Source organism: Prolixibacteraceae bacterium (assembly GCA_019856515.1).
In the GTDB taxonomy this organism is placed as follows: Bacteria; Bacteroidota; Bacteroidia; order Bacteroidales; family Prolixibacteraceae; genus Halosquirtibacter; species Halosquirtibacter xylanolyticus.
On the sequence record CP082230.1, the window covers coordinates 3353854 to 3379301 of the forward strand.

General features: G+C 38.1%; 15 protein-coding genes, 2 tRNA genes, 3 rRNA genes and 1 riboswitch. Of the genes, 15 read left to right on the forward strand and 5 right to left on the reverse strand.

Features of this window, described 5'->3' with window-relative positions:
- Positions 1–75 precede the first annotated feature (75 nt).
- Genes K5X82_12300 through hemL form a run of 3 tightly spaced genes read left to right on the forward strand, consistent with a single transcriptional unit; the run spans position 76 to position 3651 of the window.
- Positions 76–1665, forward strand: coding sequence for a transporter (locus K5X82_12300; protein ID QZT36066.1), 1590 nt, complete (start codon positions 76–78; stop codon positions 1663–1665).
- Positions 1665–2348, forward strand: a complete 684-nt coding sequence (locus tag K5X82_12305) for a uroporphyrinogen-III synthase (protein QZT36067.1) — start codon at positions 1665–1667, stop codon at positions 2346–2348. The genes K5X82_12300 and K5X82_12305 overlap by 1 nt, the downstream gene beginning before the upstream one ends.
- A 10-nt stretch (positions 2349–2358) precedes the next feature.
- Entirely contained in the window at positions 2359–3651 is a 1293-nt protein-coding gene (gene hemL, locus K5X82_12310; protein QZT36068.1) for a glutamate-1-semialdehyde 2,1-aminomutase, read from the forward strand.
- A 96-nt stretch (positions 3652–3747) separates the two neighbouring features.
- Here hemL and K5X82_12315 read toward each other — a convergent pair whose 3' ends face one another.
- The 5 genes from K5X82_12315 to hemA form a co-directional block, all read right to left on the reverse strand.
- The gene (locus K5X82_12315) at positions 3748–4095 is read right to left on the reverse strand and encodes a hypothetical protein (protein ID QZT36069.1); all 348 of its coding nucleotides are present in this window, start codon (positions 4093–4095) and stop codon (positions 3748–3750) included.
- A 179-nt stretch (positions 4096–4274) separates the two neighbouring features.
- Positions 4275–5306, reverse strand: a complete 1032-nt coding sequence (gene hemE / locus K5X82_12320) for a uroporphyrinogen decarboxylase (protein QZT36070.1) — start codon at positions 5304–5306, stop codon at positions 4275–4277.
- Positions 5307–5399: 93 nt separating this feature from the next.
- Positions 5400–6386: a porphobilinogen synthase gene (gene hemB / locus K5X82_12325; GenBank protein ID QZT36071.1), complete on the reverse strand. Its 987-nt coding sequence runs from the start codon at positions 6384–6386 to the stop codon at positions 5400–5402.
- Positions 6387–6406: 20 nt separating this feature from the next.
- The gene (hemC, locus tag K5X82_12330; GenBank protein ID QZT36072.1) at positions 6407–7336 is read right to left on the reverse strand and encodes a hydroxymethylbilane synthase; all 930 of its coding nucleotides are present in this window, start codon (positions 7334–7336) and stop codon (positions 6407–6409) included.
- Between the two features lie 88 nt (positions 7337–7424).
- Positions 7425–8678: a glutamyl-tRNA reductase gene (gene hemA / locus K5X82_12335; protein QZT36073.1), complete on the reverse strand. Its 1254-nt coding sequence runs from the start codon at positions 8676–8678 to the stop codon at positions 7425–7427.
- A 235-nt stretch (positions 8679–8913) separates the two neighbouring features.
- Between hemA and K5X82_12340 the strand changes: the two genes are divergently transcribed.
- From K5X82_12340 to K5X82_12395, 12 genes are all read left to right on the forward strand, one after another.
- The gene (locus tag K5X82_12340; GenBank protein ID QZT36074.1) at positions 8914–9735 is read left to right on the forward strand and encodes an NAD(P)H-binding protein; all 822 of its coding nucleotides are present in this window, start codon (positions 8914–8916) and stop codon (positions 9733–9735) included.
- 270 nt (positions 9736–10005) lie between these two features.
- Positions 10006–10196: riboswitch (cobalamin riboswitch) on the forward strand.
- A gap of 129 nt (positions 10197–10325) precedes the next feature.
- Complete coding sequence (gene cobA / locus K5X82_12345) at positions 10326–11078, forward strand: uroporphyrinogen-III C-methyltransferase (GenBank protein QZT36075.1); 753 nt, start codon at positions 10326–10328, stop codon at positions 11076–11078.
- The gene (locus K5X82_12350; protein QZT36076.1) at positions 11068–11850 is read left to right on the forward strand and encodes a hypothetical protein; all 783 of its coding nucleotides are present in this window, start codon (positions 11068–11070) and stop codon (positions 11848–11850) included. The genes cobA and K5X82_12350 overlap by 11 nt, the downstream gene beginning before the upstream one ends.
- Before the next feature lie 839 nt (positions 11851–12689).
- Positions 12690–14213 (forward strand): 16S ribosomal RNA (locus K5X82_12355).
- Positions 14214–14352: 139 nt separating this feature from the next.
- Positions 14353–14426 (forward strand) — tRNA-Ile (locus K5X82_12360).
- 31 nt (positions 14427–14457) lie between these two features.
- Positions 14458–14531, forward strand: a tRNA-Ala gene (locus tag K5X82_12365).
- A 131-nt stretch (positions 14532–14662) separates the two neighbouring features.
- Positions 14663–17541, forward strand: a 23S ribosomal RNA gene (locus K5X82_12370).
- A gap of 128 nt (positions 17542–17669) precedes the next feature.
- Positions 17670–17780 (forward strand): 5S ribosomal RNA (gene rrf, locus K5X82_12375).
- The 16S, 23S and 5S rRNA genes sit together here with 2 tRNA genes alongside, the layout of an rRNA operon.
- A 670-nt stretch (positions 17781–18450) precedes the next feature.
- Positions 18451–18597, forward strand: coding sequence for a hypothetical protein (locus K5X82_12380; protein QZT36077.1), 147 nt, complete (start codon positions 18451–18453; stop codon positions 18595–18597).
- Between the two features lie 1098 nt (positions 18598–19695).
- Positions 19696–21270, forward strand: coding sequence for a DUF6377 domain-containing protein (locus K5X82_12385; GenBank protein ID QZT36078.1), 1575 nt, complete (start codon positions 19696–19698; stop codon positions 21268–21270).
- A 231-nt stretch (positions 21271–21501) separates the two neighbouring features.
- Complete coding sequence (locus tag K5X82_12390) at positions 21502–23766, forward strand: hypothetical protein (protein ID QZT36079.1); 2265 nt, start codon at positions 21502–21504, stop codon at positions 23764–23766.
- 11 nt (positions 23767–23777) lie between these two features.
- A complete protein-coding gene (locus K5X82_12395) occupies positions 23778–25406 on the forward strand; it encodes a trehalase (GenBank protein ID QZT36080.1) in 1629 nt (542 codons plus the stop codon).
- Positions 25407–25448: the final 42 nt, after the last annotated feature.

The window sequence follows — 25448 nt, forward strand, 5'->3', positions numbered from 1 at the left end:
TGCTCGGTTCTTTTTGTATATGCATATAGGTTTATGGTTAAAGGGTTAAACTAAAAATTGCATAATTATATTATCATGGAATTATTATCATCAAGCTATTTCGCTTTATTTCTTATTATTAGCATTGGGTTTATAATAGGAAAAATCTCAATAAAGAATATTTCATTAGATATCTCTGCTGTCATCTTTGTTGCTCTTATCTTTGGCCATTTTGGGGTTGTTATACCCAAAGATTTTCAGCGTATGGGCTTGGTTTTATTTCTTTTTACCATTGGAATACAAGCTGGACCTGGATTCTTCTCCTCCTTTAAAGAGAAGGGTAAGTCCTTAATCATCTTAGCATTTGTATTGGTGTTTTCAGGCGGATTAACGGCAGCACTTCTTGCTATTTTATTGGATATTGATATTAATATAGTTTCGGGATTATTTACTGGTGCATTAACTAGTACTCCTGGTTTAGCAGCTGCTATTGATATTACTGGTAGCCCACTTGCTTCGATTGGTTATGGTATTGCTTATCCTTTTGGTGTTATTGGTGTAATTCTGTTTGTCCGTATGCTTCCTAAGATCATGAAACTTAGTATTAAAGATGCTGAGAATACGTTTGAAAGATCACAGAAGGTATCCAATCCTGAGTTTTTTAAGAAGAACTTTATTGTCGAAAATGAGAAAGTGGTAGGTAAGAGTTTGTCAGAGTTAAAGATTCGTACAATGACAAAGGCTGTTATCTCGCGTGTATTGCACCAGGATGGACTAGCTATAACCCCAACTAAAGATACGATTCTTCAAAAGGGAGATGTGGTAAAAGCTGTTGGACCAGAAAGTGCTATGTCTAAAATGGAATACATAATTGGACCAGAGACAAAAAAGCAGATTCCACTAAATAAACGATACGATGTTCGTCCTGTTTTGGTTACAAAGAGTGAGGTTATAAACAAAACCATCGGAGAGTTGAATATCTTAAATACTTATTCTGCGAATATTACGAGGATAAGAAGATCAGGTATAGATCTTGCACCAACACCAAATACCAAATTATTACTAGGAGATAAGGTCGTAATAGCTGCTTCTGTTGACAATATTAAGCAGGTGTCAGAAGCTTTTGGTGATGATAGTAAACGTCTTTCAGATACAGATTTCTTACCTATAGCTATAGGGATCGTTTTAGGAGTATTGGTTGGTAAAGTAAGTTTGGTTGCAGGCAATATGTCTTTTAGTCTAGGTCTCTCAGGTGGTGTTTTATTGACCTCTTTGATTTTGGGACGAGTAGGAAAAACAGGTCCTATTTTATGGACAATGACTGGGGCTGCCAATAATCTTTTAAGACAATTTGGCCTATTGTTATTTCTAGCTTCAGTGGGAACAAGTGCAGGAGGACAAATTGTTTCTACATTTCAGCAGTACGGGTTTGAACTCTTTCTAGTAGGTGGTGCAATAACATTAATTCCAATGATCTTGGGTGTTTTCGTAGGCAAACGGATTCTGAAAATAGATGTTTTGACAATGCTTGGAGGATTAACTGGATCCATGACAAGTACTCCTGGTCTTGCTGCGATTGATTCAATGACAGAAAGTGAAGCTCCTTCTATTGCATACGCAACGGTATATCCAGCAGCTATGGTATTTGTTATAATTGTTGTTCAACTCTTAGGATTAATTGCTTAATGGTGAAATTACTTGTCACAAAAGAGCTCGCTGTAACTGAAATACTTCAGTTGTCAGAATCTTTTCCAGATATTCATTGTGATAGTGTGCCTTTTATCTCGATTAAACTGTTACGTCCAGACTACCCCTCACTATATCCGTATAAAGTATTTACTAGTCAGAATGCCGTAAAGAGTATCTCAACAAATATTACAGTGATGAATGAAGTCGTTCATTCTAGGTGTATTGCAGTTGGTAATAAAACGGCAGAAGCGTTAGATCATATTGGTTGTAGAGATGTTCTTGTCCCAAGTTTACAGTCTTCGAAAGGTGTGATCGAATTACTTAAAAGTTATCCAAAGATTAATGGAATATCTTATTTTTGTGGCAAACAAAGAATGCCTTATATTGAGGCATTTTTGAAAGATCATGATTATTCGTTTAATTTGGTGGAGGTGTATGAAACGATTGATGTAAAGGTGGATTTAGATATCCAGCAATATGATGCACTTGTGTTTGCATCTCCTTCTGCTGTTCAATCTTTTTTTGCACAATACGATGTTTCACATCCATGTTTTGCAATTGGACCTTCTACGGCTAATGAGTTAAAACATTATACAAGAGAGGTATTGGTATCATCGACCCCTTCGTTATACGAACTATTTCATACGGTATCAGATTTCTATAGAGAAAACGAAATTTAAAAATAAAGATATGTATCAATATAAGAGAAGTTCAGAGCTTTTTGATGCTTCAAAGAAGTATATCCCTGGAGGTGTAAATTCTCCAGTACGTGCTTTCAATTCAGTAGGGGGAACTCCCGTATTTTTTGAGAAGGCAAGTGGAAGTGTAATGACTGATGTCGATGGTAATGATTATATTGACTATATCGGATCTTGGGGGCCAATGATTTTAGGTCATGCACATCGTCCTATTATAGATGCAATAAAGATAGCAGTGGATCATTCTACTTCATTTGGTGCACCAACAGAGTTGGAATATAAGATTGCTGAACTCATAAGCAGTATGGCTCCAAATGTTGATATGGTTCGTATGGTAAACTCGGGAACAGAAGCATGTATGAGTGCAATTCGTGTTGCAAGAGGGTATACCAAACGAGATAAGTTTATCAAGTTTGTTGGTTGTTATCATGGTCATTCTGATTCTTTTTTGATCAAAGCAGGTAGTGGTGCTTCTACATTTGGCGAACCAAACTCACCTGGAGTAACTGCTGGTACAGCTAAAGATACTCTTACTGCTGAATATAATGATTTAGATGGGGTAAAACGATTAATTGAGGATAATCCTAATGAGATTGCTGCAATTATTATTGAACCTGTAGCAGGTAATATGGGATGTGTCTTACCTAATATGGATTTCCTAAAAGGGATTAGACAGTTATGTACTGATCATGGTATCCTATTGATCTTTGATGAGGTGATGACAGGGTTTCGCCTTGCTCCAGGAGGAGCACAGGAGTTTCTTGGTATAGATGCCGATTTGGTTACTTATGGAAAAGTAATTGGAGGAGGTATGCCTGTTGGTGCTTATGGAGGAAGACGTGAGATTATGGAGATCGTTTCTCCTGTTGGCCCTGTTTATCAAGCTGGAACTTTGTCTGGTAACCCTATTGCTATGACTGCAGGTTATACACTTTTAAGAGAATTAAATGATAACCCAAATATCTATCAAGAGCTGTCAAAGAAAACAGTTTATCTTAAAGAAGGGTTAGAAAAAGTATTGTCTGAAAGTGGTTTTTCATATCGTATCAACTCAATTGGTTCAATGATAAGTATCTTTTTTACCGATGTTGATGTAGTCGATTTTAATAGTGCTGCAACTGCTAATAATGATAAATTCCCGCAGTTCTTTCATGAGATGTTGAAACGAGGAATTTATTTACCACCATCATCATTTGAATCTTATTTCTTATCCAATAGTTTGACTTATGAGCAATTAGATAAGACGATTAATGCTTGTCGAGAGAGCCTTGATGCAATGAAGTAATTACAAAAATATATGAGGTGCATTCTACTATATATAGATAGTGAATGTACCTCATTTTATATGTAAATAACACATACCTTGGTTACATTAAGTTATTTATCGAGAGAAGATATATCGTTGAATTCTTTGTGCTCTTTGAATATATCTTTGTTCTAATAAAGACAGGCAGAATGTGAAAATAACAAGAGTTCCCACGATCGATTGAACATTAAAATATGAAGGTATATTTAAGTTGTTTGATAGAGATAATACTATTGTAGTCAGTAAGATTCCTACAGAGATAAGTCTCATGGTTCTAACATTCTTAGCACTGTTTTCTAGAGTGTCAGATACTTTTGCCCATTGAGAGATACGTGATGTCTCTTGATTGTTTGTGTGTTTACTCTGAAATAAACTTAGTAATAAAGAAGAAACGCTATATTGTGTTGGAATTGATGTTTTCATAAAACGTAATTTTAAACAAAAAAAAAACGAACCAAATATGATCTGGATCGATTTATTTATATCTAAAAATTACGATGAATTATTAGGCCTTGTAATTCATCTCTTTATCCCTCGTTGTTTTTGAAGAATAAAGAGACAAATATATGGTGTTTATTTGTTAAATACAAATAATAACTTACTTATCTTTTCCAATCACTGTCTTTTACCAGATTAACAAGGTGTTTTACATTATCAACAGGAATTGTTGGAAGTAGTCCATGACCTAGATTAAAGATCCAATTATGCTCTTTCTGTCCGAATTCAAGATATTTATTGAAGTGATCTGTAATTACCTCAGGCGTTGTCTGAAGAATTCTTGGATCAAAATTTCCTTGAAGTGTTATTTCATTACCAACGTATTGTCTGACACCTTCTAATGGCACTTGCCAATCAACACTAATACAATCACAAAGATCGTAATTTACCATGGAAAGACCTGTCCCAAGTCCTTTGGGAAGGAATATTGTTTTGACTCCAAGATCTCTTACGGCCGTGAGGATCTTTTTTACACTTGGGAGAAATAATTTTTGATATATATCTGATGGAACAAGTCCTGCATGTGTTTCGAAGAGTTGAAATGCATCAATACCATGTGCAACTTGATTTTTTGCGTATTCGATAGACATCTCAGTGATGCGATCAATCACTTTTGAAATAACTTTGGTGTCACGATATAATGCGGGGATAACATCTGGAAAATTGAGGTTTTGACTAAACCCTTGATACATGTAACAAAGTGTTGTAAGAGGACCACCACAAAATCCAATTAATGGAATATGTTCAGGTTTTTGCTGTTTGATTAAATCAATAGCTTTATAGATATGCTGAAGTTTCTCTGGCTGTTCCTTAAGGAATAGGTTTGGATCTTCAACATCTTTGAGTGCTACTTTAAAAGATGGACCTTTACCTTCAAAGCTTAGTTCCATTCCCATAGCCTCAGGGATCACTAAAATGTCTGAAAATAGTATTGCTGCGTCAACACCCAAATCATCAATAGGAAGAAGAGTGACTTTAGCCGCTAATTCCGGGGTGTCCATCATCTCCTTGAAACCATATTGGTCTCTCATATCCATATAATTTGGGAGTACTCTTCCTGCCTGTCTCATAAACCAAACAGGAGGACGATCAGTACATTTACCTTGAAGTGTATCTAAAAAAAGTGATTGAGGCATATAGAATTATTTTGATAAAAATATAAGGATAGATATGAAACTTAACTTATCTACCCTTATAATAATTTTGAACTGTATTGATCTACAAAAAAATTAGCTTTTTAATAATCTCACGACTTCAGGGGCATGATATGTAATAATAATATCGGCTCCAGCTCTTTTGATCGAAGTAAGAATTTCAAGCATTACTCGTTCTCCATCTATCCAATCTTTTTCTGCAGCAGCATGAACCATTGAGAATTCACCACTAACATTATAGGCTGCAACAGGCATGTTAAATTCGTGTTTCGCACGATAGATAATATCCAAATAGCTTAGTGCTGGTTTTACCATAACAATATCAGCACCTTCTGCGATATCCATCTCAATTTCTCTCATCGCTTCTTCACTGTTGCGAGGATCCATTTGATAAGTTGCTCTATTGCCAAACTGAGGAGCACTCTCTGCCGCTTCTCTAAATGGGCCATAGAATCCAGATGCATATTTTGCAGAGTAAGACATAATTGGAGTTTTGTTGTACCCGTTTCTATCTAGTGCTTTACGCATTTCACCAACTCTACCGTCCATCATATCGGATGGAGCTACCATATCAACTCCTGCTTTAGCCAATGAGACTGCTTGCTTGCTTAGTGTTTCTAATGTTAGATCATTGTCTACATCACCATCAATGATAGTACCGCAGTGACCATGTGTAGTATATTCACAATTACAAATATCAGCAATAATGTATATGTTTGGTAACTCTTCACGAATTGCTCTAACTGCACGTTGAACAATACTGTGATCTTGTGTTGCGCAAGTTCCATCAAGATCTTTGTGCTCAGGGATGCCAAACAAAAGTACGGACTTAACGCCCATGAAGAATAGCTCTTTACATCTTTCAACAAGGACATCTATAGACATTTGTGAATTACCAGGCATTGAAGAGATTGGCTTAGAGATGTTCTCTCCCGGACAAACAAATAGAGGCATGACAAGGTCGTCTGCCGTCAGTGTTGTCTCTGCAATCATATTTCTTACATGGTCGTTATATCTTAGACGACGCATTCTTGTTGTTGGAAAAAGTGGACGTGTTGCCATATCTTATGTCTTTTTATGTATTAGAAAAGGTGGTAATTTATATTCAGTTTTTTGCACTCTTCTTTTAACTCTTGAGCTAAGTTGATAGCTGTTTTAACAGATGATTCCAGATCAACTGTAATTGTTCTCTTAGTTTGTGTTAACTTTTGACCATCACCCACTAAGGCGGTCATTGTTATCTGATCGTTTTTACATATTGCATGTGCTGCTAGAGGAAACTTGCAGCCTCCTTCTATTTCGGCCATAAATGCTCGTTCTGCTAATACCGCTTTTTCTGTGTCGTGGTCATTAATTGAAGAGACAATTTTGATAGTTTCATGATCATCTTTCAGGCATTCAATGGCTATAGCACCTTGTCCTATAGCAGGAGTCATTATATCTAGGTCGAGAGTATCCTTTGATTCAAAAGGGATATTTAGACGATTCATTCCAGCAGCTGCTAATAAAATGGCATCATACTCACCATTCTTTAGTTTCTGAATACGGGTGTCAATATTTCCACGTATCTCTTTGAATGTTACATCTGGTCGTATTTGTGCAATTTGAACACGTCTTCTTGGACTTCCTGTTCCAAGAATGAAATTTTCTTTTAGTTCTGATAATGATTCTCCTAAACGAGTTATTAGTACATCGCACGAATTCTCTCTTGGAGCATATGCTGCTAAAATAAATTCAGGAGGATTAATACTAGGAACATCTTTCAAGCTATGTACGGCAATATCTGCTTCACCTTCAAGCATAGCCATCTCAAGTTCCTTTACAAAGAGTCCTGTTGTTCCAAATTGTGTTAAGGATCTATCTAATACACGATCACCTTTTGTGCTAAAGGTTTTAATTTGGAATTCAATATCAGGATTTTTCGCCTTTAACAGTTCAACTGTCTGTTCTGTTTGAGTTTTTGCTAATAGACTTGGTCTTGTTGCAACTCTGATGACTCTTTTTTTAGACATTATCTTCTTGTTTTTATGTATTCCAGTATAGCATATTCAACATAATAAAAAACATATGCTAGATGTCCTAGAGACACAAAAATAAGAATTAGTTTTCGTTTTCTCTAAAGATCATTTCCAACGTTTCAATAGGAGAAGAGTGTTTTTTGTGATTATCCTTTAAGTGACTAATGCAAGCACGAGCAATTTTATTAACAATATTAGTACTAATATGTTCTATTTTCTCTAGCTCAAGATCGTTTAACTTTGGCTTATGGTATTCAATCTCTTTCTCTTTAATTTTTTCCAGATTTTCTTTTAACGCAACGATTACTGGTGAAAGATTTTTCACCTCTAACCACCCATAAAAGTCATTAATGGAATCTTCTATAATTTTAACGGCTTGAGGTACGGCATTATGTCGATGTTTCATTGCTTTAGATATCGACTGAGATAAAATATCTACAGTTGCAACTTCAACATATGGATTATCTTCAATGTCGATAGAAACATTGCGAGGAACAGAAAGATCTAGAACAAGACTTTTTCTTTTCTTTCCTTCAAAATGTTTAGGTAATACAGTTGCTTTAGAGGACCCTGTGGAAACTACAATTACGTCTGCTTTCTGTATCTCTGAAGTCAAATCCTCAATAGGAGCAAAGTGTAGGTCAAATTTATTGGCAAGATTTTCCGCTTTGGTTAAAGTCCTATTGACAACAGTAAGAGATCTGTTATGCATGTGTTTTAGAAGATTAACACATGTGTCTTTTCCAATTTCACCTAATCCAAAAAGTAGAATGTTTGCTTTGTCTAGTTCTTCTGTGTTGTCCTTAATATATTGGACAGCAGCATGAGAGACCGAAGAAGCTCCTTTGCTAATATCAGTGCTATTCTTAACCTTTTTACTCGCTTGAAATACATACGAGAATAGTCGATTTACAAATGGATTAATTAGACCTTTCTGCTCTGATTCACGGTAAGAATTTTTTACTTGTCCTACAATTTGAAAGTCACCGATAATTTGAGAATCAAGACCTGATGCAACACGATACAGGTGTAGTATTGCATCATGTCCCTTTTGGATATATCCATGTGTAATGAAATCTTCATATTTTGCATTACAATTTGATAGAAAAAGGTGTATAATGGCATCTGGATCAGAAGAGAACCCGTAAAGTTCAGTTCTGTTACATGTCGAAAGTACTACTAACGACTCAATACCTTTACCACTAGCTTGGTCTAGTATGTTTGTTTGATCTTCAGGTTGAAGAGAGAATTTTTCTCTAGTTTCAATTGCCGTCTTTTTATAACTGATCCCAATCACAAAAAATTTCTGAAGATTTTCTCTAATTCGAAATGACATAGTAATGTTTAGCCCTTTGTAGAATGCTGTAGTTAAGAATGATTCTTAATACATGCATTGCTTTTTTGTATCTCAATCAACGTTAGATGCAAAAATAAGATTTTCCGTATCAATATGACTATAAAAAAGAGTCTTTATTCTCTTATTTATACCTTTTTTAGTTCCTTGTTTAGTTTGTCTAAACCTATTTATTTCGTTATTTGTTATAGTTTCAAATATATTATATCAATAGAAAATGATGCGAAATAAAATATCGATACTTGGTTGTGGTTGGTTGGGAATGCCATTGGGAATAGAATTAGTAAAACTCGGATTTGAAGTGTCTGGTTCAACCACGGATGCGGATAAATTATTGGAGATTGAAGAGAATGGAATGTCTCCATTTTTTGTAAGTTTAACACCTTCACTTAATTCAAATGTAGATAAAGCTTTTTTTAATGCAGATATTCTGATAGTAAATATTCCTCCTAAGAGACGTGATGATATTATCTCTTTCCATTATGAACAGATTAAGAGTTTGGTTGATGAGATTAATAAAAGTACCATAAAAAAGGTGTTGTTTGTTAGTAGTACCTCTGTGTATCCAAATACTAATGGTGTGGTGGATGAGAATACAAATCTAGAGCCCCAGAAAAATAGTGGTATAGCACTCCGCTCTGTGGAAGACCTATTGCTAAGCCAATCTTTTTTTGAAACGACCATCATACGCTTTGGTGGTTTGATTGGTTATGATCGTTTGCCTGGAAGATTCCTTGCAGGAAAGAAGAATCTAAAAAATGGAGACTCTCCTGTAAATTTAATTCATCGTGATGATTGTATTGGTTTATTATTAACTGTTATTAAAGAAGATTTTTGGGGAAAGTTAATTAATGGAATTATGCCAGAGCACCCTTCACGTAGGGAGTTTTATACAAAGGCATCTGAGATGTCACATTTGCCTATTCCAGAATTTGATAATTTAAGAGAAGAGCAAGAGTATAAGATTATTTCTTCTATTGTTGTAGGTAATGACCTGAGTTATGATTTTAAATACACTTCTCCTTTGTTGGTATTGTAGATTTCGACCTAGTTTAATATCATACTATTCTACGTTTGGACGTTGATTCTACTAACTGTGATTCAAAACAGATTGATGTCTTTCAAAATAGAGTTTTGTCTTAAATTAGTTGTGGATTGAATCTTTTGTTTAATTAACTAAAGAAGGAATGCTGATGGTTAAAAAGAGATAATATCATTAAGTAGGAGTGTTTGAGGAGGGGGTATCTATTATCGTTAATATAAATATAGAATCCTTCTTTGTTTCAAAATGATTACATTCGCAGAGTATTAAAGAAATATACAACCAAGTCTTATAGGAGTATAAGCTAGAGGGAATCCGATGAGAATTCGGAACAGTTGTTCGCTGCTGTAAACCTATTTAATTTTATACACGATGTTTTAGCCACTGTTAAATTTTTGATGGGAAGGCTGTGTATGATAAGGTGAGTCAGAAGACCTGTTTGGTTGTTAAATTTACATATACCATTCGGACAGTTGGTGGTAAATCGCTTCATATTGAAAGTGTCTCTGTGTTTCAAGAGGTGTCTTTCTGTTGACTTTTTTCCTCGTATCGTCTTTTTCGTAAACATTTTATTGACAGTTATTTTTATGAAGCATATTGTTTCAATTGTTGGTGCGGGTCCAGGAGATCCAGACTTACTAACCGTAAAAGCTTATAGACTACTACAAGACGCTGACTTGGTTTTGTATGATAGTTTAATGGGGGATGAAATTCTTGGGGTAATTCCTGAGTCTACAGAGCAAGTGTATGTCGGGAAAACTCATTGTGATATGCAGTGTCAAGAGGTCCGTCAACAGAGAATTAACTCTCTTATGTATTCAGGTTATTTAGATGGAAAGAAGGTGGTTCGATTAAAGACGGGAGATCCACTTATCTTTGGTAGAGGAATAGAGGAGATAAGATTTTTAAAGGAAAAGGATGTGCCCTATGAGTTGATTCCTGGTGTAACTGCAGGGATTGCTGCGGCAAATAATTTTCAAATTCCTATTACAGAGCGATGTGTGAATACAACACTGCTCTTTTGTACAGGAACTACTGCAAAGAATGAGTTTAAGCAGTTTGCTTCTATTGCCATGATGATCAAAGAGGGTACTCCACTTGTTTTATATATGGGATTGAAGAATATTGATAATATTATTGAACAGTTGCTTTCTCATGGAGTTAAAGCTTCGACTAAAATTGCAGCCATTTCCAAGGTGTCTTACAAAGAAGAGCAGATGATTGCTGGCGATCTGTCTAGTTTCTCGGATATTGCTGCACAGAAGCCTCTTCCAACTCCAACTGTAATATTGATTGGACAGAATGTTGACTCATTAATGACTGAACTTGATGAAAAATAGTAAATGTATATTGTTGTGTGGTTTCGGAAGTGGTGGTCCTCGCATTGAGGCTGAGTTTACTACCTTGGTTCATAAATTTAAAAAAAGATATCCATCACTATTGGTCTCTTATGGTTTTTTGGAGTTTTCTTCACCTTCATTATATGATGCTATAGATGATCTATATGTCAAAGGTGGGCGTGATATTGTAGCAATACCTGTATCTCTATTTCCAGGTGTTCACTTGAAATTTGATATGCCTCAGCAACTTGAAGATATTGCTGTGAAATATGATGATTTGTCATTGCGATTAGCTCAAAGTGTGGGGGTCTGTGATCATCTTATTCATTTGGGCGAGAAATTGGTTGGTAATGCCGAGGGGGATTCTTGTCGAGATAGAAAAGATACTTGTTTGGTAGGCCTTGGTGTTGGAGCTTCGTTACCTGATGTTAATGCAGATGTTGCTAAGTTGACACGGTTGGTGATGGAAAATTCAACATTTGGATTTTGTATGAATGGATTCATTTCACAATTGTCTTATCCTGGTTTAAATCAAGTCATGGATATTGTTGAAAGATTGCCATTCAAAAAGGTGGTGTTTATGCCCTTTGTGATGTTTTCAGATGTATTAATGACTAAGGTGCAGTCAAAGGTGGACGAATTTGGTAAGCATTCAGATAAGACGTATTATGTTACTGGCCTTATGGGGGGTGATGACCTTATTTTTGAGGCACTAAATGATCGTTTGTGTCAGGTTGTTTGTTCTGAGTGGAGTGAAATGATATGTGCTTGATTTTAACTTGTGATATATAAAAACAAAGGACATTTCTCTGAAGAGAAATGTCCTTTTTTATTATTCCTTTTTTATAATAAAAAGTGTTCAGCTTTTATTCTTTAAGTGCTCAGAGGCAATTGAACGAAATAAAGATTTGTCTAATGGGTGGAGACAAAAGGTAATAATAAATCATCGTTATTTTTTGTGTATTGCTAATTTATGAATAATTATATTATAATCCTAAAAGATCATAAGCTTTTTTTGTGACTATCAGGGTGTGTTCTTTAATGTTCTGCTGTAAAGCTTATTGGACTTTGTTTTGTTGGTGCAATTGTTTTAATTCTTTAAAAGTGTTAATAACAAGTTGTTGCTTTTGTGTGGAAATAGATATCAAGATTTGTCTATTGACTCTGTGTGTACTCAATATATGGATTGGTATTTATAGATGTTGTTTGTGTGGTATTATTTTATGCTTAATAACATGTTTTGTCTTAGTCGAATAGCAACTTTTGAATTTTAATTACAATTAAAATGTTTGATTATAATTTGGAAGTGTGGGATAAAAAGCCCTTTCTTTGCAACGCTTTCGAGAAAAACGATAGCGAGTTCTTAGACGGTTTTGAAGAGTGTTTTTTAAGTCTCAATTAAGTTGAGAAATTATTTAAGAAAACATTTGGAGTTTAAAGATAAAATCGTTTATCTTTGCAACCGCAAAAACATCGGCGCAACGGCGACGATGGATGAATAAGATACAAAGTTCTTTGAAGATATTTTTTGATAATGACAAGTACAAAAAAGCAACCGTCAATCTAATAGATTTTTGAGTTTTTGTTGAGCTAAATTAATTAACTTTTTATACAACGAAGAGTTTGATCCTGGCTCAGGATGAACGCTAGCGGGAGGCCTAACACATGCAAGTCGAGGGGTAACGGAAGTAGCTTGCTACTAGACGACGACCGGCGCACGGGTGAGTAACGCGTATGTAATCTGCCTTGTACAGGGGAATAGCCCAGAGAAATTTGGATTAATGCCCCATAGTATTATTGAGTCGCATGACTTGGTGATTAAAGCTCCGGCGGTACAAGATGAACATGCGTGACATTAGCTAGTTGGTAAGGTAACGGCTTACCAAGGCTACGATGTCTAGGGGTTCTGAGAGGATGATCCCCCACACTGGTACTGAGACACGGACCAGACTCCTACGGGAGGCAGCAGTGAGGAATATTGGTCAATGGACGCAAGTCTGAACCAGCCATCCCGCGTGAAGGATGACTGCCCTATGGGTTGTAAACTTCTTTTATATGCAAATAAACCTACTTTCGTGAAAGTAGCTGAAGGTAGCATATGAATAAACACCGGCTAACTCCGTGCCAGCAGCCGCGGTAATACGGAGGGTGTAAGCGTTATCCGGATTTATTGGGTTTAAAGGGTACGTAGGCGGTAATATAAGTCAGTGGTGAAATCCTGCAGCTCAACTGTAGAACTGCCATTGAAACTGTATTACTTGAGTATACTTGAGGTAGGCGGAATGAGTAGTGTAGCGGTGAAATGCTTAGATATTACTCAGAACACCGATTGCGAAGGCAGCTTACTAAGGTATAACTGACGCTGATGTACGAAAGCGTGGGGAGCGAACAGGATTAGATACCCTGGTAGTCCACGCCGTAAACGATGATTACTCGCTGTTGGCGATACACAGTCAGTGGCTAAGCGAAAGTTTTAAGTAATCCACCTGGGGAGTACGATCGCAAGATTGAAACTCAAAGGAATTGACGGGGGCCCGCACAAGCGGAGGAACATGTGGTTTAATTCGATGATACGCGAGGAACCTTACCTGGGCTTAAATGTACGGCGATCGGTCTAGAGATAGACTTTTCTTCGGACGACGTACAAGGTGCTGCATGGTTGTCGTCAGCTCGTGCCGTGAGGTGTCGGGTTAAGTCCCATAACGAGCGCAACCCCTATCTTTAGTTGCTAACAGGTTAAGCTGAGGACTCTAGAGAGACTGCCACCGTAAGGTGAGAGGAAGGTGGGGATGACGTCAAATCAGCACGGCCCTTATGTCCAGGGCTACACACGTGTTACAATGGTCAGTACAAAGGGCAGCTACCTGGCGACAGGATGCTAATCTCTAAAACTGGTCTCAGTTCGGATCGGAGTCTGCAACTCGACTCCGTGAAGCTGGATTCGCTAGTAATCGCGCATCAGCCATGGCGCGGTGAATACGTTCCCGGGCCTTGTACACACCGCCCGTCAAACCATGGAAGCTGGGGGTGCCTGAAGTCTGTTACCGAAAGGAGCGGCCTAGGGTAAAACTAGTGACTGGGGTTAAGTCGTAACAAGGTAGCCGTACCGGAAGGTGTGGCTGGAACACCTCCTTTCTGGAGCCGACATTAACGGTTAAAGAAAATCGACGAGATTAGGTTGTTTTTTCTTGTCATATCAAAAAACCTTATATACCCACATAACCAAAGTGGATAGCGTTAGGCTGAAAAACTAAGGTGGTTATGTTTTAGACATAGTCCCGTAGCTCAGCTGGTTAGAGCGCTACACTGATAATGTAGAGGTCCCCAGTTCAAGTCTGGGCGGGACTACAATCGTAATATTATTTATACGAGGTTATTTGGGGGATTAGCTCAGCTGGCTAGAGCGCCTGCCTTGCACGCAGGAGGTCATCGGTTCGACTCCGATATTCTCCACACATTTATATTGATTTAGTTAGATTTAATTTGATTAGATCGGTGTATATAAGTTCTTTGACATTCTGGAAAAAAGTAATCTGTAAAAGAATACAACAGATATCGAGATTAACATTAAAGGTTAATTATAATAGAAAGTAAGTAAGGGTGTATGGTGGATGCCTAGGCTCTTAGAGGCGATGAAAGACGTGATAAGCTGCGATAAGCTTCGGGGAGGTGCAAACAACCTTTGATCCGAAGATTTCTGAATGGGGCAACCCAGCCAATTTATTGGTTATCTGACTATGTCAGAGGCAAACCCGGAGAACTGAAACATCTAAGTACCCGGAGGAAGAGAAAACAAAAGTGATTCCGTTAGTAGTGGCGATCGAACGCGGATTAGCCCAAACCAATGACGTTTCGGCGTGGTTGGGGTTGTAGGACTGCGATATGAGATTATGCGTGAAGTAGAAGTAACTGGAAAGTTACACCAGAGAGGGTGATAGTCCTGTACACGTAAGCAAATATGATCTAGCAGTATCCTGAGTAGGGCGGGGCACGTGAAACCCTGTCTGAATCTGCCAGGACCATCTGGTAAGGCTAAATACTCCTAAGAGACCGATAGAGAACCAGTACCGTGAGGGAAAGGTGAAAAGTACCCCGAACAGGGGAGTGAAATAGTACCTGAAACCATACACTTACAAGCGGTCGGAGCATCATTAGATGTGACGGCGTGCCTTTTGCATAATGAGCCTACGAGTTACTCCTCACTAGCAAGGTTAAGAGCTTAAGGCTCGGAGCCGAAGCGAAAGCAAGTCTGAATAGGGCGTCGAAGTTAGTGGGGGTAGACGCGAAACCGTGTGATCTACCCATGGGCAGGTTGAAGTCTTGGTAACACAAGATGGAGGACCGAACCAGGGAGCGTTGAAAAGCTCTTGGATGACCTGTGGGTAGGGGTGAAAGGCCAATCAAACTCGGAAATAGCTCGTACTCCCCGAAATGCATTTAGGTGCAGCCTTGGATATAGTATTGCAGAGGTAGAGCTACTGATTGGATGCGAGGGCTTCACCGCCTATCAACTCCAGACAAACTCCGAATGCTGTAATATGATTACCAGGAGTGAGGGCATGGGTGCTAAGGTCCATGTCCGAAAGGGAAAGAACCCGGACCATCAGCTAAGGTCCCCAAGTATATGTTAAGTTGAACAAACGAGGTCTGATTGCATAGACAGCTAGTATGTTGGCTTGGAAGCAGCCATTCATTTAAAGAGTGCGTAACAGCTCACTAGTCGAGCGATCGGGCATGGATAATAATCGGGCATTAAACATATCACCGAAGCTATGGATTTAATGGACTACCATTAAGTGGTAGGGGAGCATTCTGACTGCGTTGAATGTGCACTGTGAGGTGCGCTGGAGCGGTTAGAAAAGCAAATGTAGGCATAAGTAACGATAAGGAGGGCGAGAAACCCTCCCACCGATAGACTAAGGTTTCCTGATCAACGCTAATCGGATCAGGGTTAGTCGGGACCTAAGGGGTAGCCGAACGGCGAACTCGATGGACAACGGGTTAATATTCCCGTACTTTATATAGTTGTGATGGGGCGACGGAGTGATGAAAGCACCGCGTACTGACGGAATAGTACGTTGAAGGGCGTAGGTTATGAGATGTGTAGGCAAATCCGCACGTTGAGCTGAAACCCGATAGTACCGAGAGTCTTCGGACGATTGGATAGTGTGCCTAAGGGCTTCCAAGAAAAACCTCTAAACGTAGATTATATAAACCCGTACCGCAAACCGACACAGGTAGTCAAGGAGAGAATCCTGAGGTGCTCGAGTGATTCATGGCTAAGGAACTAGGCAAAATCGATCCGTAACTTCGGGAGAAGGATCGCTCCTCGCAAGGGGAGCCGCAGTGAAAAGGCCCAGGCGACTGTTTATCAAAAACACAGGGCTTTGCTAAATCGAAAGATGATGTATAAGGCCTGACACCTGCCCGGTGCCGGAAGGTTAAGTGGGGGCGTTATCTTCGGAGAAGCGCTGAAATGAAGCCCCGGTAAACGGCGGCCGTAACTATAACGGTCCTAAGGTAGCGAAATTCCTTGTCGGGTAAGTTCCGACCTGCACGAATGGTGCAACGATCTGGGCACTGTCTCAGCCATGAGCTCGGTGAAATTGAAGTATCGGTGAAGATGCCGATTACCCGCAACGGGACGGAAAGACCCCGTGAACCTTTACTGCAACTTCACATTGATTTTGGGCAAGTAATGTGTAGGATAGGTCGGAGACAATGAAATGGCGTCGCTAGGCGTTGTGGAGTCGTCCTTGAAATACGACCCTTTGCTTGTTTGAAACCTAACTCAGCAATGAGGACATTGTGTGGTGGGTAGTTTGACTGGGGTGGTCGCCTCCAAAAGAGTAACGGAGGCTTCTAAAGGTACCCTCAAGACGATTGGTAACCGTCTGTAGAGTGTAATGGCACAAGGGTGCTTGACTGTGAGACCAACACGTCGATCAGGTACGAAAGTAGAGCATAGTGATCCGGTGGTTCCGTATGGAAGGGCCATCGCTCAAAGGATAAAAGGTACTCCGGGGATAACAGGCTGATCGCTCCCAAGAGCTCATATCGACGGAGCGGTTTGGCACCTCGATGTCGGCTCGTCACATCCTGGGGCTGGAGAAGGTCCCAAGGGTTGGGCTGTTCGCCCATTAAAGTGGCACGCGAGCTGGGTTCAGAACGTCGTGAGACAGTTCGGTCCCTATCTGTTGTGGGCGCAGGAAACTTGAGAGAAGCTGCTGCTAGTACGAGAGGACCGCGGTGGACAAACCTCTGGTGTATCAGTTGTGCCGCCAGGTGCATTGCTGAGTAGCTACGTTTGGAAGAGATAAGTGCTGAAAGCATCTAAGCACGAAGCTCCACTCAAGATGAGGTTTCCTTAGAGGGTCGTTGGAGACTACGACGTTGATAGGCTGCAGGTGTAAAGGTTGTGAGACCAAAGCCGAGCAGTACTAATTACCCGAAACTTTCATTAGAATAAAAGATTAGTTGTATTTAGATTACTTTTTCCAGGAGCATGTCAAAAAGATATATTGAACTATGTATGCTGATATATGTTAGATTGTAACATTAAGTCAGATATAAATAACCGTATTAACAATTTAAGGTGGTTATTGCATAGGGGTTCCACCTCTTCCCATTCCGAACAGAGAAGTTAAGCCCTACCGCGCCGATGGTACTGCAGAGATGTGGGAGAGTAGGTCGCCGCCGTTTTACAGAGAACCGATTCTTATTAAAGAGTCGGTTTTTTTGCGTCTATACTTTTTTCAGTATCTTCCTTGTAATGATCGGTAATTGATCTGATAGAGATGTGTGTCTCCATTATTGGAAGAGGGACCTCTTCCCGACATCATTTCCCTTTGGGAACAGAGAAGTTAAGCCCTACCGCGCTGAGGCTACTGCAGAGATGTGGGAGAGTAGGTCGCCACCGTTTTACAGAGAACCGATTCTTATTAAAGAGTCGGTTTTTTTGGTGTGCCATGCATGTAAATTAACTAATCGGTGCAAGTCCGTAGTGGAGGTTTGTAGAGCCAACCACCTAGCAGAAGGCAAGGGTGCTTATCGTGAGGTGAAGCCTTATGCAAAACTCTGATCCGAGGTATACGAATCTCATTAGGCGGTATATAACTGGATAAGCTTGCCAAACAAAGTAAAGTCCGAATTCTACACGGAGTTTATACCGTAGATGTGGCGGATAGATGGAGTGAAAGTTAATTTCCTTACCATGGGAGATCTCGCAGATGGATACAGTGTGTTTTTCCTGTCCATTCAAAAAAAGTTAACTGTGAGAAGTCAGCCGAGGTCATAGTACTGTACCCACTTTACAGGAAGGACTGAATCTTAAATCATTCATAATACAGACTGTTACCTAATGAAGGGATCAATGCAGAAAATATCGGAAGATAGCTACTTAAGTGAAGGTAGAGCGGAACTCGAGAATAACTCAAGAGCGCACACTTTCAAAGGGATAACTGAAGCCATTATGGAAACGCCCATTACAACAGATAATTTATTAGAACGTGTCCTATAATCAGATAACCTAAATAAGGCTTATTTACAGGTTTATCGTAATAAAGGAGTCATGGAGTTGATAAGATGAAAGTGGAATCATTAAAAGATTATCTCAGATTTCATCGAAAAGTTTTAATAACAGAACTACGAGAAGGTAAGTGTTAACCCGATGGCGAATTATCATTATTTGATGCGGCATATTTGATCGGAGTTTTGAAGAGCAAAGCGTATGAATATGCTAATACGAGGAAAAAGTATTGGCGCATTTCAAAGAGTCCAATTCTACAAACGACTATAACGAATAAGAATTTGGAGAAGGCAGGCTATATTACGCTAAGTGATTATTATCAGAGAGTAAAGTCGTGATTTAGGGAGTCGCCGTATACGAGACCCGTACGTACGGTGGTGTGGGAGGTGTACTGGAAGATAAAATATCTTCCAGCCATCTACCCGATCGTCTATACTTTTGGTGAATAATGCTATCGATGAAACAATGGGAATTATTGTGTCTACGTTATGGCAAGAGGAACCTCTTCCCGACATCATTGCTCTTTGGGAACAGATAAGTTAAGCCCTACCGCGCCGAGGCTACTGTAGAGATGGGTGAGAGTAGGTCGCCGCCGTTTTACAGAGAGCCGATTCTTATTAAAGAGTCGTTTTTTTGCGTCTATACTTTTTGCAATTGATACTTCTACATTATAGCAAGACGGCCCCCTTCCGATATTATTTCCCCTATTGTAAGATCGGTGATAAAAGTTGCTCATATTTTGTATAAAGTAGCCATCCCTATGTTAAACTTACCCTTCGCTTATCTCTCAACGACATTTTGGTAAAGGAAAGGTGTTCCAATTGTCATGCAAGCGTACTTTAAGATACTTGATGGTCTATAGTGTTCTTATAGTTTGAATTGTCAACATTATTAGATTCGGATCGATATTCTTGATAATCCTCGATGTTTTAATTCTGTCTTAGGTTCATTGTTTGGAAACATATTTCTAATTTGCTTTTATGATAATGTACTTATATATTGGACACAATTATGTAAATTACATTAGCTGATAAACTTAACTAGTCTATCTCTCCCAGCCTTATTTAAATGAATTGATATCTAAATTCAATGAAGAACTTACCATTATTATTTGCATTACTACTTAGTAGTTGTCATACCTATAAAGACCATCATGATCATTTAGAAGCACTATTATTGGAATTGGATAGTGTGTTGGATCAAAGAGATCATTATATCCACAAAAAAGAGCTCCAGTTAGATTCGTTAAGACTGAAGTATTTCGAAGCATCATTGCAAGAGGAAAAGTATTATTATGGTCATAAACTATTTAATGAGTATTTAAAGTATGATCACGATTCAGCTAAGTACTATTTCGAAGCCAATAAGGTTTTTGTATTAAAAGATTCTATTCATCATCTAGATCATATGATCGATGAGGTGTCCTTGTTGTCAACAGTTGGTATGTATAATGAATGTGCTTCGTTGATTAGTAAGTTCCATAAACAACCTATTCCAGAAGATCTTCAATATCGTTATGGGAAGATGAGAGAGTTCTATTTTGAAGGCCTGATTGCTTTTTCCAATGATCAAAATAAACTAAGGTATAAGGATAGTCTTGAACAGGTCTACTCTAGTCTTGTCGTGCATCTAAAAAGTAAGCCTGTACTGATAGAGGATATTGTAATCCGGAAGTTATTTCATGAGGAGAAGTGGGAAAAAGTTTTGGAGCGTATTGACACTCTTTTAAAACGCTTGGTTCCTTCGTCTAACCATTATGCAATGACCATGTATATGAAAGCCGTTGCAAATAAGCATTTGCAGAAGACGGATAAGTACATAGAGTGTTTGATCAAGACATCAATTGTTGATATTAAGTCTGCAACCAAGGAGTATATGTCTTTAGGGGATTTGGCATGGTCATTATATGAGTTAGGTGATGTAAAAAGGGCCTATCAATATGCACAGATAGCTATTCATGATGCGAACCAGTTTAAAGCGAAGCAGCATGCGATGCAGATTGCAAGGATATTGCCTATCATAGATAATGCTTATAGCAATACATTACAGAAAGAGAAGAGGATTATCTATGGTTTATTGATTATGGTAACTCTCTCTACCTTTGTGTTTGCATTTCTACTGATGCTGCTAAGACGTAAAACGAATAGAATTGTTGAATTGAAGGATTCTATTGAGAAGTCAAATGAAGCTTTGGTTTCTTCTGATAAACTTAAAGATCGGTATATTGGGTATTTTATTCATCAGTGTTCGGACTATATCATAAAGCTTACCCAGTTGAAGCAGACGATTCATAAAAACATGAGAGACAAAAGATATGATGAAGTCATGCGTATTACATCCGAATACCGTAAGGTTACTGCAGAAACAGAAGAGTTGTATCGTAAGTTTGATACCGCCTTTTTATATCTATACCCGGACTTCCCTACACAATTAAATGCCTTGTTTGCTGATTATACATTGGATTCTGGGCAAGATGGTTTACTAGGTCCCCAACAGCGAATTTGTGCATTAATAAGGGTTGGAATTGATGAAAGTGCAGCCATTGCGAACTTCCTTGGCTATAGTGTTAATACAATCTATGCATATCGTACGAAAATGAGAAATCATGCTAAGGATAGAGGTCATTTTGAACAACAGATATTGAGTATCGGTCATCAGTCTTAGGTGTAATATTTATAGTGTAACTATATTGATAGGAATTGGTTTGTGTGTATTTTGTTGATTATGAGTATGGTATTTAGAGTGTGTTAAAAATGGGACCTATATATAATTCATATTTATCGGATTCAGGAGTGTTTACTTGATAATTTTGAGGTGTATTCTTCGAAGATTTATATCGTCATATATAAGTCAGAAGAGATCATTTTAATGTGAAACTAGTAAACCAATTAACACATGAATTTTAAACATATAATCTTTATGTCTGCTTTTCTGTCCTGTTTTATTTCATTGGGGCAAACAGAGTCAACGAAGGATAAAGAAAAGGGTGATGGAGAAGATCGCAATATCATGCTGAATGCTTCTGATTCGAATAAGCCGAGAGAGATTCAAATAGGGTTACCTTCAGAGGATGTATGTGTCTATGAAAACGGCTTGCCTGTTGTTTATAGTTCCAGCTTGCATAATGTATCGACACATTGGCGTAGTGATGTAAGTTTAGGAAAAATGGGGGTAATGAATCCGACTGAGTCAGCCATTCTGACGGGGAATATTGCATATTCAGTGGATTCATACACTGAGTTAGGGACGAAAGAATTTAAAGGAAAATTACATTATCTAGTAAATCACTATGGTCAGCAGCAGTTTGATCTAAACTTGTCAGGGCAACTATACAATAATTGGGTTTATTCAGGAAGTGTTTATCAGAATTTTGATCCGGGAGCTTTTGATCTTAAGTTCACAGATTATCAAGATAGAACACAGATATATAAGTTTGGATTAACAAAATTATTCAATAATAATAAAGGACATCTATCATTTATTTATCACTATTCGAAATCTAAGCCTGTTGCCAATGCAGCAGCAGAAGCATCGTTTATTTATAAAGGAGATGGAGAAGTCGAAGAGATTCCTGGTTTATCATTGGGAACAACATCATATTTATCTTCTGATGGAAAAATTGAATATGTAGATGTACGAAATGGGAAGTTGATTCAAGGGCAATATGACGATTTCTGTAATACGGAGGCTAATGAAGGAACCGTTATGCTTGATTACAACTTTGATTCAGGGATCAAATGGTCTACCCGAGCGAAATACATGATGGCTGATGCAGCTTTTTATGCTGTGGGAGGAACTGCGATATCACAAGTGAAGAACGGTCAGGAAGTTGGAACGAGTGGATCAGCCGTAACTTTTTATCAAGGGAATGAGAAATATACTGGGCAAAAGCAAGGTCGAATAGGATATAGTCATGATGGTACTGTTAAGAACTTATTGGCAACGACAGAGTTGTCGTATAATGGTGATGTTCATGATATCAGATTAGGTATTAATGAATGGTATTATGATGTGGATTATGCGTCAAGTACTACTCGATATGATCAAGTTGTTTCTCCTCATCCTGAGATGTTAACACGTAATTTAAGTAGCGGGAACAGTCAAGTATTCTATGATTACAACCTAGGTGGGTCTGAGTATTATAAAGGTTATGAAAATAAATTAGCGTTGTATTTTTCGGACACATGGAAACCCAACAATCGTTTGAGTTGGTACTATGGAATGAGAGGAGAATACTATAGAGTTGCAGGAGAGAATCTTCCTTATTCTAGAGTGAATGGATTTCATATTGGTCAGGAAGTAGATGGTAAGATCATTAAGCCTAAGAATTTTGAGGGGAACTATTTTAATTATGCTATTGCTACAAGCATCCAATACCGATTGTCTAGATCATTGAGTGCTCTTGGAGATTTCACATATGCTACGCGTCGACCAGCGATTCAAGACTATGCTGGAACATCGAATCCTAATGATCAGCAGATCAAAATCTCATTAGTTAGAGGAGGTCTATTTTATCACAATAATTGGATGAATATTACTTCCATGTTGTCATGTATTCAGAAGTCTAATAACTATAAGAGGTTAAATATAAATAATCCTGCTCCTGGTAGTACAGAAGTACAGGCAGCTGCATTCAATTATGATATTAGAACGGTTGGATGGACAACTAATATTGAGGCGGATCCAACCAAATGGTTTCACCTACATTTCTTACTAACATTACAAAATCCAACGTACCAGAAATATGAATCGACAGTACATTTTAACGATGGGACGGAAGGACACATTAATGCAACGGATAATTTTGTAACAGAAATTCCCCGAACATTAATTGAGATTGATCCATCGTTTAATATTGGGAAGAAGATGTCTTTATGGTCAAGTTTCAGATACTATGGCAAGACTTATGCAAATTTGAGTAATGCACTATATTTCAATAGTCACTGGGAAACATTTGCAGGTATAAAGTATCAAGCAAACAAGAATGTAGCATTAAATATGAATGTTGTTAATTTTCTCGATCAAACGGGGGCAAAAGGGACTATCTCTGGATCTGAGTTGATTAAGAAAGATGAAGCATACAAATATAACAACCATTGGATGTATGGAAGATATATGCGACCTATGACATATGAACTTTCAGTAGTAGTGAATTTTTAAATCTGCCTATAATGAAATATATAAAGATCTCAACAGTAATACTTAGCTTCCTATTGATCGCTTGTGCTGGGGGCAAGAAGAATGCCAACGACACTGCGATGATGTCTAATACTATGACCTATCCGAATCAACAATATGGTGATCTTTTTGAGGATGTATTGTCCAATGATGACCTGTTTGGAGCGGGAAAACTATTTAATGATTCCAAAGACTTTTTAGATGCAATACCAAAGTACCCTTTAAGTCAAATTCTTGAGGAGTATCATTCTTTAGATAATAAAAAGGATATAAATGTGATAAAACCTTTTTTACTCAATCACTTTACTTTAGCCGATGCCTACAAAGAGTCATTTCATGTTGCTGGGAATATAAATGAACATATAAAGGCTCTTTGGGGGCATCTCAAACGTAATCCCAACGCAGTAAATTATGGCACCTTAATTCCATTAAATAAATCATACATCGTGCCCGGTGGAAGGTTTAGGGAAATCTATTATTGGGATAGCTACTTTACGATGTTAGGGTTAATTGTTGACAACCAAATTGGTCTAGCAAAGAATATGACGGATAATTTCTCTGATCTTATTGATCGAGTAGGTTTTATTCCCAATGGAAATCGTAAGTATTATTTATCTAGATCACAGCCTCCATTTTACTCTTTCATGATAGAATCGCTTGCACAAGCAACTAGCGACTCAACATACCTAAAATACTTGCCTTCGTTAGAGAAGGAGTATGCATTTTGGATGGAAGGAGAAGGTCAGCTTAATGCAAACCATCGTTCAGAGAAACATGTGATTATGATGAAAGATGGAGAGCACTTAAATCGATATTATGATCGACTAAATATTCCTCGTTTTGAAATGTATCGTAAAGACAAAAAAACAGCAAAGCGTCTTGCACAAGAAGGTTTGTCTTTACAGTCATCGATTGTTTATAGAGACCTACGTTCAGCTGCAGAATCAGGGTGGGATTTTTCAAGTAGATGGTTCCGAAACGGAAAAGATCTACATACGATTCATACGACAGAGATTGTGCCAGTTGATCTAAATTCATTGTTATATCATTTAGAGTTGGTATTATCTAGAATGTATAAGCTAAAGAATGATGTATACCATCATCAACAATACTTAAACCTTGCTCAGAAGCGAGCGGAAGCAATCAATAAGTATTGCTATGACCAAGAAGATGGTTACTATAAAGACTATTATTGGATTGATAACACTCGTTCTCCTCAAATATCCTTAGCAGGTGTATATCCTTTGTTTGTAGGGATTGCATCTAAAGACCAAGCAGCGAAAGTTGCAGATAAAGTGGACAAAGTCTTTCTTAAAAAAGGAGGTGTTGTAACGACCCCGGTCTTTACAAACGAACAGTGGGATGCTCCTAATGGTTGGGCTCCATTACAATGGATTACCTATCGTGCGATGAAAGATTATGGACACGAAGATATCTCAAATGCAATTAGAGATCGATGGATGAGCTTGTGTGAGAATGTATACGTGAACACCCATAAACTATTAGAAAAATACAATGTCGTAGAGTTGACTGACACAGGTGGAGGAGAGTATCCTAACCAAGATGGCTTTGGATGGACCAACGGAGTGTATAGAGCTTTTTACAATGAAAAATACCCATAAGTTTACTCATCATCTATAACTAAAAATGCCACTTGTTTTAAA